The organism is Lysinibacillus sp. 1 U-2021 (assembly GCF_029916965.1).
Classification (GTDB): Bacteria; Bacillota; Bacilli; order Bacillales_A; family Planococcaceae; genus Lysinibacillus; species Lysinibacillus capsici.
Map to the genome: position 1 here is coordinate 4,815,229 of NZ_CP123966.1, position 15,815 is coordinate 4,831,043.

Genomic DNA, 15,815 nt, shown 5'->3' on the forward strand with positions numbered 1-15,815 from the left:
TAGATTCAACCCCTATTTAAACTTTTCTATGAATTGTACAGCTTCTTTGATGTCTTTTTCGGGATTTGATCTCACTTCTCGTTCAATAGTTAAATAGCCATTGTATCCGATTTCTTGTAAAGCTGAAAAATAAAGCTCGAAATTGACATCTCCATGACCTAATGGAAGTTCTCTAAAAAACTCTCCATTTTCCACCATTTCTTCTATTTTATCATGAGATGTTCCAGAATCGTATCCTAAGTACCCGTACACATCTTTAGGATTCGTTGACTGCAGTTGAATACCATCCTTTACATGTGTATGTACAATATATTTCTTTAATAGTTTGACTCCAGCTACAGGATCATCTTTTGTTACCATCACCATATTGGCTGGATCAAAATTAACCGATACACCGTTCGTTGATAGCTTATCTAAAAACTCTTTTAATGTTTTACTCGTTTCTGGCCCTGTTTCAATCGCAAAATAAGCATCTAATGATGTAGCATATTGTCCTAATTCTTCACAAGCTTCCAGCATTGTTTGATAGATTGGGTCATTTTCATCTTCAGGAATAATACCGATATGGGTTGTAACAATGGATGTTCCTAGGTCCTTGGCTAATTGCAGTATTTCTTTCGATTTCTTGATTTTCCAGGCATTTTCTGCTTTATCTTGGAAGCCATGTCCTCCTAAATCTCCACATAAGGCGGAGATTTCTAGACCTAACCCTAAAATATACGCCTTCAATTCTGCTCTTTGTTCAGCATTTAGGTTATCGGGGTCCAGCTCACCTGAAACGGCATACATTTGTACCCCCTGTGCCCCAACTTCTTTCGCCTTTAATAAACCTTCACGAATAGGTAAACGAAAGCTGTCTACTATCACACCGATTTTATTATCCAATTTTACCATTTTAATAAACAACCTCCTTTCCTTCAGTTGCAGAAATATAAATACCTTCTAAGATTTTCATAATTTCTACCCCATCCTCCACAGGTGCAACTGAATCATAATGATGAAGGCAACAATCAACAAATGAATTAATTTCATTTTGAAAGGCTGTCGCAAAATCAAAAGTTAGATCGTTAATTTGAGGATGAATATTTAAAATTGTATTATGCTCTTCACTTACAATTTTTAATTCAGGCTCTAGCTCTGCTCCACCGTTCGTGCCATATAGCTTAATACTTATTTCATCTTTTAAAGCATGTAGTGTATAGGAAACGTCTACCATTAGCGATGCTCCATTCTCAAATGTAATGAGGGCATTTGCTAAGTCTTCTACTGTGTTTTTAGTTGCATCATAGTCTGCAGCCTTGTAGAAGGATAAATTTTCTATATGATTTCGATTTCCTAATTGATTGTAAGTATGACCTGTTATACGTTTCACTTTTGGTCTACCCATTAAGTACCAGCATATATCAATTACATGTACCCCTAGATCAATTAAAGGTCCGCCGCCAGACTTATCAATTTCGGCAAACCAGCCTCCTGGATTCCCTAATCTTCTTAGGCAGGAAGCTTTGGCATAATAAATATCGCCCAATTTGTTATCGTCGATGAAGCTTTTCAGTACTTTGGTATTTGTTGCAAATCGTCTTACATAGCCCACTTGAAATACTTTCTGATGCTTTTCTGCAACCTTTTGGATATTTAGAGCCTCTGCATAAGTCATAGATAGCGGCTTTTCTATTAGAACATGTAAGTCATTTTCCAAAGCAAGAATCGCCAATTCAGCATGCGTATTATTCCATGTACAAATACTGACAGCATCCACATTTTTATCTGCGAATAGCTCTTCTTTTGAAGAAAAAACATGTGTTGCTCCAAATTGGGCTGCTTTTGCTTTGCCTCGTTCAATGGAAGCATCATACACGCCATATAATTCAACGTATGGATTATTCGTATAGGAACCTAAGTGAAAATCTGAAATAGAACCTGTGCCAATGACACAAACTTTTAATTTATCCATGTGCTTTCCTCCTTTAGAGCTTGCATTCATTCCATAAACGACGTACATTATCCATCCCTATTTTTGAACCTACTTGGCAATCTTCCATTCCTTCAAACTCAATAGTAAGATAGCCATCATATCCACTGCCTTTTACGAGTTTAATAATTTCTCGAATATTTATATCACCATGCCCGACAATAGCACCTCTGATGTAGTTGTTATGAACTGTACGGAACCACTCGCCCTCACCTGGATTTTCATAATAAGGACGAATATAAAAATCTTTGAAATGCACTGTAGCAGCATAAGGAATGTTTTTCATAACACCAATGAGAGGCTCTTCATCAATACATAAAAAATTACCGATATCTAAAGTTGTTTTAAAGTTGTCTCTGTTTACCGCATGAATTAATTGTTGTACACGATCACTTGTTTGAACATTAAAGCCATGATTTTCAATCGTTGTCGTAATATTAAATTGTTTCGCGTAATCTGCAATTAACTGACAGCCTCTAACCATTTCTTCAAAATGCTCGTTGTAATAATGAATGGATGTTTGCTCCTTTGGTAAGGTAAAGAGAGTAACGTCATGGCGCATAATGTGAATACCCATATGATGTACTACATCAATATGTTTCTTTAAACGTTCAACTTCTTCTAAAAAAGCTTCCTCCGTATCCTGAATAAAGTTAGCTGGTAACGAATAGGCGGATAACTCTAATCCTAGCTCTGCTGCTTTATCTTTAATTTCAGTTGCAAGTTCATAGTTATCTACAACCGTAAATTCATAGGGCACTAATTCTACATGCTGACCACCGTTGTCTGCTACCCATTGTAAAACATCTAGAACATCCATCTCTCCCTGTCTCATTTTTTTAACCATGCTGTATGTGCTTAACCCTATTTTCATTTATAAACATCCTCTCCATTAGTTAACAAAGTGACATGCAACACTTTGCTCTTCGTTAATTTTCCTCATTTCTGGTATAGCTTGCTTACATATATCTGATGCAAAGGGGCACCTTGTGTGGAAGGTACAACCACTCGGCGGATTTTTAGGATTTGGAATATCACCAGTTAAAACGATCTTCTTTTTTCGTAATGTTGGGTCTGCAATCGGTACGGAAGCAATGAGCGCTTGTGTATAGGGATGCTTTGGTTCATTAAATATGGTTTCTTTACGCCCAATTTCTACAATGGATCCTAAATACATAACCCCAATATAATGGCTAATATGTTCTACAACACTTAAATCGTGAGAAATAAAGAGATAAGATATTTTATATTCTTGCTGCAATTGCTTTAATAGATTCAATATTTGCGATTGTATAGATACATCCAACGCAGACACAGGCTCATCAGCAATGATTAATTTTGGCTTTGTAATTAAAGCACGAGCAATACCCAAACGCTGTCTTTGTCCACCACTGAACTCATGTGCATAGCGATCAGCATGTTCAGCATTTAATCCAACGACTTCCAGCATTTCAAGCACTAGTTTTTCACGCTCTGCTTTCGAAAGCTTTGTATGAATTTCTAAAGGCTCTCCAACAAGCTCCTTGACCTTCATTCTTGGATTCAATGAGGCATATGGGTCTTGAAAAATCATTTGAACAGTTTGCCTTAAGTGCCTTAATTCGGACGGCTTTGCAGTAGCTACTTCCTTCCCATCCACCACGATACTTCCATTCGTTGGTGCTAGTAATCTAGTAATTAATCTGCCCGTAGTAGATTTCCCACAACCACTTTCCCCAACTAAACTAAATGTCGTACCTTCTTCTATTTCAAAGGAGACATCTATAACTGCGTTAACATATTGCTTTTTTTGAAATAACCCTCCGGCTATTTGAAAGCTCTTTTTTAAATTCTCCACTTTTAATATACTGTTAGGCATTTACTTCCACATCCTTTTTCACATATAGCCAGCAGCTACATTGGCGTGTAGCCGAAATTTTTACTGTCGGTGGACTCTCCTGATGGCATATAGACATCGCTTGATTACAACGTGGAGCAAATTTACAACCATTCGGCATATTTTGTGGGGATGGTACTTGACCATTGATAGAATCTAATACCTCTTTGTTATCACCAATTTTCGGTACAGATGCAATTAAACCTTTTGTATAGGGATGCTTGGGGCTAGCAAATAATTCAAAGACATCTGCTTCCTCTACAACCTGCCCTGCATACATGACCACTACCCTATCGCACATTTCCGCCACAACACCTAAATCATGTGTAATTAATAAAATAGCTGTCTCATTTTCTTCTTTTAGCTTTTTCATTAGCTCTAAAATTTGAGCTTGTATCGTGACATCAAGCGCAGTGGTTGGTTCGTCGGCAATAAGTAAATTAGGGTGGCAGGCCATAGCCATTGCAATCATTACCCGTTGGCGCATTCCTCCTGAGAGCTGATGTGGATATTCATAAATGATTTCCTCGGCTCTTCCTATGCCCACGCTTTTTAACATTTGGATTGCATGATGCTTACTTTCGTTTTTCGGCAGCTTCAAATGCATCTCAATTGCTTCCCTTAACTGCTTGCCTATTTTTAAGACAGGATTTAAAGAAGTCATGGGCTCTTGAAAAATCATGGCCATTTGCTTGCCACGAATCTTCCGAATTTCTGATTCGGATATTTTCGTCAAGTCATGTCCATTAAAATGTATAGAGCCATTGACGATTTTGCCTGTAGTACCGTGAAATAATTGCATGATGGATAACGATGTTAAGCTTTTTCCACTGCCCGATTCTCCCACTAAGCCTACTATCTCCCCTTTACGGATGGAAAAATTGACACCTCTTAAAATTTTGATTTCCTTATTATCACGCGTAAAGGACGTTTCTAAGTCACTTACTCGCAATACATGTTCTGGCATAGGCATTCTCCTTAATTATTTTTTATTTTTGGATCTAACACATCTCGTAATCCATCACCTATTAAGTTAAATGCTAGTACGGTTAAAAATATGGCAATACCTGGCATGATGACTACATGCGAAGATGTCCCTAAATAGTCACGCCCACTACTTAGCATTACTCCCCACTCAGGCATTTCAGGGCTTGCACCTAAGCCTAAAAAACTTAAACCAGAAGCTGCTAAAATGGCTGTCCCTATACGCATTGTGACAAAAATGATTAACTCACTAATTGTTTCAGGGAAAATATGTTTCCACAGCACTCTAACATGCGATGCTCCCATAGATTGTGCTGCTTCTACATAGACATTCTCCTTCGCATTCAATGTAGCACCTCTGACTAAACGAGCAAAAGATGGCACACTAAAGATCATCACAGCAATGATGACATTATTAATACCAGGGCCCAATAAGGCTACAATGGCAATCGCTAATAATAAATCAGGAAATGAAAACAACACATCACAGCTACGCATGATGATTTTGTCAACCCACCCACCGAAGTAACCGCTAATTAAACCTAAAATAGTTCCTAGTATTAAGCCTAAAAATACGGCACTGAAACTCACCATTAAGGATATTTTTGCGCCTACTATTAAACGACTAAAAATATCTCGACCATACTCGTCCGTTCCTGCCAAATGACTTGCACTTGGTCCCTCTAATAAAGCATTATAATTCGGTTCAAAAGGATCGTAAGGTGCGATATAAGGGCCAATAATAGCGACTACAATTAACAATCCTATAAAGATACTTGCTACCAAAGCAGCCTTTTGTTTTTTAAAAGACTTCCAAAATTCTTTAAGAGGAGAGTATTTTCTTTGTGTATTTTGCACTTGGCTATTTTGCACAGTAGTTGGTGAAGTCATTTTGTTCCCTCCCTTAAGAATTTAATTGGATTTTTGGATTTAACACGGTATAAAGCACATCAACTATTAAATTGACTAAAATAAATTCAAATGCAAATAACAGCAGTGCAGACTGAATGACGGGATAATCTCGAAAGGCAATCGAATCAATTAAAAGTCGTCCCATTCCTGGAAAACTAAAGACTGTCTCCACTACCACCGATCCTCCTAAGAGAAATCCGAATTGCAGACCTGCTACTGTTACCACAGAAATCAAGGAATTTCTTAAAGCATGGGTCACAATAACGGAGTGTTCTTTCAATCCTTTTGCTCTCCCTGTTCTTATAAAATCAGCTTGTAACGTTTCAAGCATGGAAGAACGAGTAAATCGCGCAATCATTGACATAATGCCAGCCCCTAAGGTCAAGGAGGGCAAAATATAACTAGAAAAGCCATCTAATCCACCTGTCGGAAATAACCCTAGCTGCACTGAAAATAATTGAATTAATAATAAGCCCAACCAAAATCCTGGAATTGAGATGCCAGAAACAGCCGTTACCATACCAAAATAATCAGGCCATTTGTTTTTATTGATGGCAGAAAAAACACCAATCACCAAACCCATTAATGTAGCCCAAAACATGGAAAGGAAAGTAAGATGAAGAGAAGGCATAAACCTTGTTTTAAACATATCTATGACAGGTAGTCCTGTTGTTAAAGATGTTCCTAGCTCACCCGTCACAAGATTTTTCATATAATCCATGTATTGTTTAAGAATAGGTTTATCTAAACCTAACTCATGGCGTACATTTTCAACATCTTCTAGCGTGGCATCCTTACCAGCTACTAATCTTGCAGGGTCACCTGGTATGAAATGAATAAATAAGAATGTTAATATGGAAATGACAATTAATATCGGTATCATTTCAATCGTTCTTCTTGCTATATACTTCCACATGTGGCCTTCCTCCTTTCTATTTTTGTAGAAAAGGAATTGACGAGCATCAATTCCTTTAACTGTTCATTACTCCACTTTGGCATTCTTCACATCAAGTCCACCTGTAGGGTTGACTAGCACACCGCTCACATTTGAACGTACACCGTAAACAACCTCATCTACCCCTAAGAAAATCCAAGGTGTATCTTGATAAACGATTTCCTGTAATTTTTCATATAGTTCAGCTTGGCGATCTACATCTGAAATGGAGTTAGCTTCATCCATTAATTGATCTGCCTCCGTGTTATGATAGTAAGCTGTATTTGCACCATTCGGTGGGAATGATACGCTATGGAAAAGAGGCTTTGTTGCATTCGTTATATCCGAAGCATACGCTGACCAACTCACATACCACATTTGTAATTTCGCATCATCTGGTGTTTGTGCACCATAGATTTCGTCTGATAAAGTTCCTTCTTCCATTGATTTAATTTCTACTTTTACACCGATTTGACCTAACTGTTGTTGAATAAACTGCATACCCTTCATCGTATCCGAGTTTGTGTTCCCCCAGATTTCAATATCGAAGCCATCTGGATAGCCTGCCTCAGCCAATAATTCTTTTGCCTTTTCAATATTGTGTTCATACATTTTTTGCTGCTTATAATAAACGGTTTTGGAAGGAATAATTGAGTCTAATGGTAAACCCAGCCCTGCATTCACCACTTTTAAATAAGCATCCTTGTCCACTGCGTAGTTAAAGGCTTGTCGAACTTTAATATCATCCAAAGGTTTTTTATAGGTATTTAATGAAACGTAATGTGCAATTGTAGAAGGAACCTTATTTACCTCTACATCTTTACTATTAGAAAGCTCATCAATATTTTGTGCTGGCACTGGATAGATAACCTGAGCATCGCCCGCTTTTAGCATCGCTACGCGCGAGCCGTTTTCTGGCACTGGTTTATAGGTGATTTTAGCAACACGTTCTCCCCCATCCCAATAGCCATCAAAGTTTTCAATTGTTAAATGGTCTCCTTGTACCCATTCAACAAATTTATATGGTCCTGTACCAACAGGTTTTTTAGGTATGTCTGCTGAATTTTCTTTAATCATTTTTGGACTAATCATTTTGGCAACGCCGAATCGCGTAATCATTGGTCCATATGGTTCTTTTAAAGTAACTTTAATTTCATAGTCACCTAGAATTTCAACATTGCTGATTAAGCTAAAACCACGAGAATATAAACGTAAGCTTTCATCATTCATGATTCGTTCAATGTTGACCTTTACAGCTTCAGCATTAAACTGCTCCCCGTCATGGAAAGTAACCCCTTCTTTAAGTTTGAACGTATAGACTAGCGCGTCTTCACTAATTGAGTAGTCATCTGCTAAAACCTTAATAATTTGACCATCTGCATTAAAGCCTAACAATCCTTCTAGCATTGTCTCCTGTACAGAACTCGAATTCGTATCCCCTGTGTTATGCGGATCCATTGAAATAAAGTTTTCATTTACAGCGATAACAAGTTCATTTTTTGAACTAGCTGTACCTGAATCTGTAGTAGACTTGTCCCCAGTATTTGATGCGTTAGAATTCTCTTTCTCTGCGCATGCCGCTAAAAGCAACGTACATAGAATTACAAAAACCAATTTTTTAACATAATTCATCTCATCTACTCCCTTTGTAAAAATATATAAAAATATTTCTTATAACTTAAATTAAGAAATATAATTACCAAAAAACAGTTATTTTCTCCACTGATGAAAATAAGTAGGCAAAAAATAAACTATATTTTCTTACGATTAGACAATTCATTTCAGGAAAAATTGCTCCCTCAACTATCACAATTGCATTTAATCAGAAAGTATAGTTCAACATACAAGGTATATTTATTCCATCGCTGAAAATAAATGATTAAAAAAATATTCCCTCTTAGGATATTTCTTATTATCAGAAAATTAATTATTTTTTAACAACTATAAACTACGAAATCTAATATTTCCACTATTTTTTAAATAAATTTCAGAATTTTATAATTATTTTTATAGAACTATAATAATTATCCCTAGAATTTTTTCTTGCCCCAAAGTCCAATATAAAAGTTCTAAAAGCCCTTATTACATGGCTTTTAGAACCTACATGAATAGTTGCTATAGCGTATTTATACTATTCACAACCACATTTAGTATGCGGTCAAGATCTTCTTGTGCAATATTAAGTGGTGGTGATAACGTTAAGACGTTATTAAATCCTGCTACAGTAGCTCCATTTTTCCCAATGATGACCCCTTGCCCTTTACATGCTGCAATGACAGCATTCACTTTCTCTACAGGTAAAGGTTCTTTCGAAACTTTATCTACCACTAATTCAATTCCAATCAATAAGCCTTTGCCTCGTACATCTCCTACATTTGGGTGATGCTGTAATTCTTGTTGCAGTGTTTTTAGTGCTGCTGCACCAATCTCCTTGGAACGGTCAAATAAAGCCTCTTGCTCAAGAATCTCAATATTTTTTAATGCGACTGCACATGCCACCGGTGAGCCACCGAATGTATTTACATGGCGGAAATAGCCGTATGCATCTGATCCAGTAAACGCCTCATATATTTCACGCTTTACCGCTGTAGCTGATAATGGTAAATAGGCACTTGTAATTCCTTTGGCCATTGTAATAATATCAGGCTTTACACCATAATTCATAAATCCAAATGGCTTCCCTGTACGACCAAAGCCACAAATAACCTCATCCACAATCATTAAAGCGCCGTGTTTTTTGCATACTTCTTCAATACCTTTTAAATAGTTTTCTGGAGGCATAATGACACCACCACCTGTAATAATAGGCTCTAAGATCATTGCTGCAATTGTATCGCCCAGCTCCCAGGTCATCGTTTTGTCTACGGCCTTTACACTCGCTAAATCTAATGGTGCAATAGTCTCACTTTCATGCTCACGATATTGATCAGGTGGTGCAACATGGATAAAGCCAGGTGATAGAGGCTCATATTTATATTTACGCTCCGCCTGCCCTGTTGCCGCTAATGCACCGAATGAGTTCCCATGATAAGCACGGTAGCGAGAGACGATTTTATAGCGCGAGCTTTGTCCTTTTTGCTGGTGGTATTGTCGAGCTATTTTAAAAGCTGTTTCATTCGCCTCTGAACCACTGTTAGAGAAGAAAATAACATAATCTCCACCAAGCATTTCATTAAGTTTTTCGGCTAATTCGACTGCTGGTAAATGTCCCTGAGATAAAGGTGCATAAGCATTTTTCATCATTTGTTCATGTGCTGCATCCGCTAATTCTTTACGACCATAGCCAACATTGACACACCATAGCCCAGCCATCGCATCAATATATTCCGTACCATTTGTATCAGTGATTCTTGCGCCATCAGATTTCTCTACTACATACGTGGCTTGCGGATTATAGGGTTTCATCGAATGCCAAACATATTGCTCATCCTTTGCTAAAACATCGCTTTTAAGATTGATCTGCGTCATCGCCAAACACCCCTTATTATTATTTTAGTTTTTCGCATCGTTATTACTTGGGAACGCAAAGGAGCTTGTTGTATCCTCTGTCTCGTCGGGCCAACGTTCAGAAATCGTTTTTGCCTTTGTAAAGAACCTCGCCTGATCTGGACCAAACATATGCCCTTCACCAAACTTAGATCGTTTCCACCCACCAAAGTTATGATAGCCAACTGGGATTGGGATTGGCACATTTACCCCTACCATGCCCACCTCAATTTCTTCTTGGAATTTACGCGCTGCCGCTCCACTGCTTGTAAACATTGTGACACCATTGCCAAGCTCATGATCATTTATTAAATCAATAGCCTCTTGTAGTGAATCAACCCCTACTACAATACGTGCTGGACCAAAGACCTCCTCTTTGAAGATCGTCATTTCTGGTGTGACATGATTAAGTAAAGTAGGACCAAGATAAAAACCATTTGACGATTCACATACTTTTGGATTTCTTCCGTCAATGACAAGATTCGCTCCTTCACTGACTGCGCCATCGATATAACGTATAATCGTTTCCTTTGATTGTTTAGTGATAACAGGACCAAAATCGACGTCTTGCTCTGTATAAGGCCCTACCTTTAGTTCGGAAATTTTATTTTTCAATATTTCCGTAAATCGTTGCTCCGTATCCTTCCCTACAACGAGTGCACCAGAAATAGCCATGCAACGCTGAGATGCTGCGCCATATGCTGCTCCTAAAAAGGCATTTGCTGTCTGTTCTAAATTGGCATCAGGCATAACAATCATAAAGTTCTTTCCACCACCAAATGCAGCGACACGTTTATTGTGCTTTGTCCCAGTTTGATAGATATATTCAGCAACAGGCGTTGAGCCAACAAATGAAATGGCTTGAATCTCTTTATTTTCTAATAGTTCATCGACTGCTTCTTTATCTCCATTAACCACTGTCCAAATACCGTCTGGTAGACCTGCCTCTTTCCATAATTGGCTCAAATATAATGCTGAAATAGGTACACGTTCAGATGGCTTTAGAATAACGGCATTTCCTACCGCAACAGCCATACTTGTAATAGCCAGTGGTACCATAACAGGGAAATTAAATGGTGCAATGGTTGCTACTACACCAAGAGGCGATTTGGCAGAAAAAGCATTAATATTTCCACCTACATTGACGGAATACTCTCCTTTTAGCAGTTGTGGGGCACTGATCGCCATATCCACAGATTCAATCCCACGGACAATTTCACCTTTCGCATCTTCCTTAGTTTTTCCACTTTCCTGGCAAATCACATTGATAAGTTCTTCCTGTCTTTCTACTAACAGCTGACGGAAACGATGTAGCACTTCTACCCGCTTCCCAATTGATGTTTTTTTCCATGCTGGAAAGGCTTCCTTAGCTAACTGAATAGCATGCTTTACCTCGGCTCTTGAAGCAAGGGGTACTCTTGCAATAACCTCACCTGTTGACGGATTATATACTTCAGAGAATCTGTTACTTGTGCCTGTGACCTCTTCTCCTTGGATAAAATGTGTTAGCGTTTTCATTTCTTGTTGAACTGTCATAATGGACCACTCCTTTTTTCGTCTTATTGTTCAAAATCAAACTCGTCTTTTGTGAAAAGAGAACTTGATTCTTCGGCTTGTTTGATCACCTTTTTCTTTTGAGTCAGCATATAGAAAATCATCACAATGGCCACAATAACGCATGTAAATAATATTTGTGAGCGCATAGACTCTATAAAGAACATCGCAATGAGTAATGCTGTTGTTGCTACTATTGTTAAATATGTTAAATATGGAAATAGCCACATTTTCACCTTTAATAGCTCTGGATTTTCTTGCTCAATCTTCCGTCGCATTCTTAATTGTGAAAAGGCAATGATTAAATAAAGAATCAACGTAATAGCACTACAAGAACTTAATAAAAACATAAATACTTTATCTGGCGACACATAGTTCATAATGACCGCAATATATGAGAAAAATGTTGCGGCAAGTATGGCATTGACAGGTGCACCATTTTTGTTTAATTTTAAAAATGCTTTTGGTGCTTCTCCTTTTTCCGCTAAAGAAAATACCATTCTTGATGTAGCATAAAGTGCAGAATTTAGGCACGATAATACTGCAGTTAAAACAACAAAATTCATAATTTGTGCAGCTGCAGGAATACCAATATAATCAAGTACCGCTACATAAGGACTTGTTAAAATATCTGAGGAATGCCAAGGCAATAGCGTCACTACAACTGCAATAGAGCCTACATAGAAAATTAAAATACGCCAAGTAATAGAATTGGTAGCTTTTGTGACAGCGGCTAACGGTTCATCCGATTCACCAGCAGCAATCGCAACGATTTCTGTCCCCATAAATGAAAAAATAACGATAACGACACCCATTAGAACAGCACCAAAACCATTTGGTAAAAAACCACCCTGCTCAACTAAGTTGGTCATACCAACAGCAGTAAAGTTTGGAGCAATACCAAAGATAATAAATGCACCAAGACCTAGAAAAACGACTATACTTGCAACCTTAATAAGAGAGAACCAATACTCAAACTCACCAAAAGCTTTGACAGAAAGAACATTTGTTAATGTAAGTGCTACAGTTAATAACAGACTTAATAGCCATAAAGGAATCCCATCATACCAATATTGAATAATGGCAGCTGCTGCTGTTGCCTCTAAAGCAATGGCAATCACCCAGAAAAACCAGTACAACCATCCAATCATAAAACCTGCCCACGGACCAATGGCTTCATGTGCATAGTGAGCAAACGAGCCACTCGTTGGATTGACTGCCGCCATCTCACCTAGCATACGCATAACTAATACAACGATAATTCCTGCAAATATATACGATAAAATTGCCCCTGGACCAGCTAGGTTAATGACCGAGCCACTCCCCATAAATAGTCCAGCACCGATTACACCGGCAATCGCAATCATCGTCATATGCCGCTTCTTTAATCCTCTTTGTAAATGCGTTTGTTGCCCCATATCTGTCACCTCTTTTAGTAGATTGCTTGATCGCTTACAAAAATCTTACATCTTTCATAACGTTGAAGTAATAGACAAACTGTAAAATTCTATACTTTTGTTTTATACATAATGTAAAATAGACTAAATATTCTTAAAATAATTTTTAAACGATTTTATGAGTAAATTTTTATCACCAAGCAGAAATTATTGAATTCTAACCACAGACACGCATGTCAAAAGGAGGGGCAAAAATGAGCCCATTTCAACTAAAAGTACTAGACGTTTTACAGAATAAATATTTTCAAAATGCAGAGGTAGTTGCAGGTCATGAGGGATTAACAAGGAGCGTTAAATGGGCACATGTACTAGAAATCATACATGTTGATAATTTTTTAGTTGGTGAAGAGTTAGTATTAACTACAGGGCTTAGTCTCCAACATAGTATTGAGGACTTTGTATCCTTTATAGAAGCCATCATTCAAAAAAATTGTGCTGCCCTTTGTATTGAATATGGCACCTCTATTCAAGCAGTTCCTGAAGCGATTTTAACACTTGCCAACCGTCACCAGTTTCCTATTATTGTTTTCCATGAAGCAGTTCCTTTTGTTCGTATTACACAGGATTTACATAGCCAAATTATCAATCAGCAATATCTATTGATTTCTTCACTAGAAGCTTACTCACAAACATTGAACAAAAATGCAGTATTGGGACAAAACACGGATGACATTTTACAAAATATGTATAATGAATTAAAAATACAAATTATGTTCTCCATTAAGGGAAGAGAACCTGTCTTTTTCCCAAATATGGCTCATAAAAAGCGGCAGCAATTCCTAACATTGAATACATCGACTCAGCAGTTTAAACATGAGCCTATTTTTCTATTTGATCAACATTATGCCGATTTATCAATTTATCGAGAAGATGGGCTTTTCTCCGAATTTGAATTATTAATATTAGATCGCACAGCAACAGCATTGGCACAGCTTTTAATGCGAGAGTTTTATATTGAGGAAAAAAAGAATATTGAGGATGCTTCGATTTTAGCTGATTGGATTGATCAAAAACTGTCTAAGGAGGAAATTTATAAATTTATCGTTACACATTATACTAACTATACACATTCTAGTGGCACTGTCTTTATTTTGGCTTCTCCTAATACGTTGACAAAGGCACAGGAGGATGTAGTCTATAGTAAGCTTTATTATCGTAATCTCTTTGAGCAACATGGCTTTATTCCATTTTTATTTGAAAGAAAAAGCTATGTTATTTTTATTTTACTGCATACAAAAGATAGTAAAGCCATTCGTGATATGCTAAACAACATGTTTTCCTCTTTGGTCAAAACTGAATTCTATAAAAAGCAGCAGGCACAAGGTTATCAGATAGCTATTGGGAAGGTCGTTTGTGATGTAGATGAAATTCCTAAAAGCTATCAAACTGCACTAGAAACCTTATATATTTGTCGAAAAGTACAAACGTCCTCGTTCTTTTATGATGATCTGCATTTATATCATTTAATCTATAAATTACAAATGCAGGTGGATTTACAGGAAGTGATTTACGACTATTTACAGCCCGTTATTGAATACGATAAAAAATATAATAGTAAGCTTCTCGAAACATTGCAGGTGTATTTACAAACAAATGGCTCTAAACAGCAAACAGCGAATCAATTATTTATTGTTCGTCAAACACTCTATCACCGCTTAAAAAAGCTTGAAAGTTTACTAGGCAAAAATTTTATGAATGGGCATAACCGCATTACACTTGAATTTATGCTACTAGCCAATTCATTGATCGAGGATAAGAGCTAGAAAAAAGTTGGCACGCTTAAAAGGCTATCTCCCCTCATAAGCGTGCCCTTTATTACCCTTTCACAACTACATCCTGATACAGTCCAGGTCTGCGATCATCGTAAACAGGGATTCTTCCACGTACTTCATCAACAATAGAAAAGTCTACATCGATCACCGCTACTTCCTCGTCCTCAGCACCAACCCAAAGTACCTCTCCCCAAGGCTGAATAATCATGGATTGCCCATTAAAGTTTTCTATCTTTTTTGCAATACGATTAACGGCTATGACAAAACATTGATTTTCAATTGCCCGAGCCTGTAGCAATGTTTTCCAATGGTCAATCCTTGGAGTTGGCCACTGCGCTGGTACAAATAATACCTTTGCTCCTTGTAATGCATGGGCTCGTAACCATTCTGGGAAGCGAATATCATAGCAAATAACACCAGCAGCTTCAATGTCACCTAGAGCAAAACGATTCATTTCATTCCCTGCCTCTAAGTAAAGATGCTCGTCCATTAAACGGAAAAGATGTGCCTTGCTATATTCCCCTACAAGCTCTCCATTACGATCAAAGGTATACATCGTATTATAAAATTTGTCGCCTTTCTTTGTTGAAACAGAGCCACCTACAATATGTACATCTAGTTCCTTAGCTAGTTTAGCTAAAAAGGCTTGTGTCCGCTCACCATCGATATCTGCTAGCTCAGGTAGTTTTTCCAAAGCATAGCCTGTATTCCACATTTCAGGTAACACAATAATTTCTGCCCCTTGTTTTGCAGCTTCTCGAATCTTCTCTTCAGCACGTGCAAAATTTTCTTCCACTTTGCCAAAGCCAACATTTAATTGAATACAACCGATTTTCATCTCTATTCCTCCTCTAGACAATTAACAGAA

The 15,815-nt window shown here is 37.5% G+C and carries 13 protein-coding genes; 1 reads left to right on the top strand and 12 read right to left on the bottom strand.

Going from position 1 to position 15,815, the window contains the following annotated elements:
- Positions 1–12 precede the first annotated feature (12 nt).
- From QH639_RS25505 to QH639_RS25555, 11 genes are all read right to left on the bottom strand, one after another.
- Complete coding sequence (locus QH639_RS25505; RefSeq protein WP_103117394.1) at positions 13–894, bottom strand: sugar phosphate isomerase/epimerase family protein; 882 nt, start codon at positions 892–894, stop codon at positions 13–15.
- A 1-nt stretch (position 895) separates the two neighbouring features.
- A complete protein-coding gene (locus tag QH639_RS25510) occupies positions 896–1,954 on the bottom strand; it encodes a Gfo/Idh/MocA family protein (protein ID WP_237899225.1) in 1,059 nt (352 codons plus the stop codon).
- A 13-nt stretch (positions 1,955–1,967) separates the two neighbouring features.
- Entirely contained in the window at positions 1,968–2,846 is an 879-nt protein-coding gene (locus QH639_RS25515; protein ID WP_112117293.1) for a sugar phosphate isomerase/epimerase family protein, read from the bottom strand.
- Positions 2,847–2,864: 18 nt separating this feature from the next.
- Entirely contained in the window at positions 2,865–3,830 is a 966-nt protein-coding gene (locus tag QH639_RS25520; RefSeq protein ID WP_131520747.1) for an ABC transporter ATP-binding protein, read from the bottom strand.
- Complete coding sequence (locus QH639_RS25525) at positions 3,823–4,815, bottom strand: ABC transporter ATP-binding protein (protein ID WP_281115446.1); 993 nt, start codon at positions 4,813–4,815, stop codon at positions 3,823–3,825. The genes QH639_RS25520 and QH639_RS25525 overlap by 8 nt, the downstream gene beginning before the upstream one ends.
- 11 nt (positions 4,816–4,826) lie before the next feature.
- On the bottom strand, positions 4,827–5,723 hold the full coding sequence (locus tag QH639_RS25530) for an ABC transporter permease (protein ID WP_131520745.1): 897 nt from the start codon (positions 5,721–5,723) through the stop codon (positions 4,827–4,829).
- Between the two features lie 13 nt (positions 5,724–5,736).
- Entirely contained in the window at positions 5,737–6,660 is a 924-nt protein-coding gene (locus tag QH639_RS25535) for an ABC transporter permease (RefSeq protein ID WP_131520744.1), read from the bottom strand.
- Positions 6,661–6,726: 66 nt separating this feature from the next.
- Positions 6,727–8,310 carry a glutathione ABC transporter substrate-binding protein gene (locus QH639_RS25540; protein WP_259419759.1) on the bottom strand — a complete coding sequence of 528 codons (1,584 nt, stop codon included), beginning with the start codon at positions 8,308–8,310 and terminating at the stop codon, positions 6,727–6,729.
- A 483-nt stretch (positions 8,311–8,793) separates the two neighbouring features.
- Entirely contained in the window at positions 8,794–10,146 is a 1,353-nt protein-coding gene (locus QH639_RS25545) for an aspartate aminotransferase family protein (protein ID WP_237899217.1), read from the bottom strand.
- Positions 10,147–10,170: 24 nt separating this feature from the next.
- Positions 10,171–11,700 (bottom strand): CoA-acylating methylmalonate-semialdehyde dehydrogenase, encoded by a 1,530-nt coding sequence (locus QH639_RS25550; protein ID WP_259419758.1) that lies wholly within the window; start codon positions 11,698–11,700, stop codon positions 10,171–10,173.
- A gap of 23 nt (positions 11,701–11,723) precedes the next feature.
- Complete coding sequence (locus QH639_RS25555; protein WP_237899213.1) at positions 11,724–13,136, bottom strand: amino acid permease; 1,413 nt, start codon at positions 13,134–13,136, stop codon at positions 11,724–11,726.
- Between the two features lie 233 nt (positions 13,137–13,369).
- Between QH639_RS25555 and QH639_RS25560 the strand changes: the two genes are divergently transcribed.
- On the top strand, positions 13,370–14,938 hold the full coding sequence (locus tag QH639_RS25560; protein WP_131520739.1) for a PucR family transcriptional regulator: 1,569 nt from the start codon (positions 13,370–13,372) through the stop codon (positions 14,936–14,938).
- A gap of 52 nt (positions 14,939–14,990) precedes the next feature.
- Here QH639_RS25560 and QH639_RS25565 read toward each other — a convergent pair whose 3' ends face one another.
- Positions 14,991–15,785, bottom strand: a complete 795-nt coding sequence (locus QH639_RS25565; RefSeq protein WP_259419755.1) for a carbon-nitrogen family hydrolase — start codon at positions 15,783–15,785, stop codon at positions 14,991–14,993.
- Between the last annotated feature and the right edge of the window lie 30 nt (positions 15,786–15,815).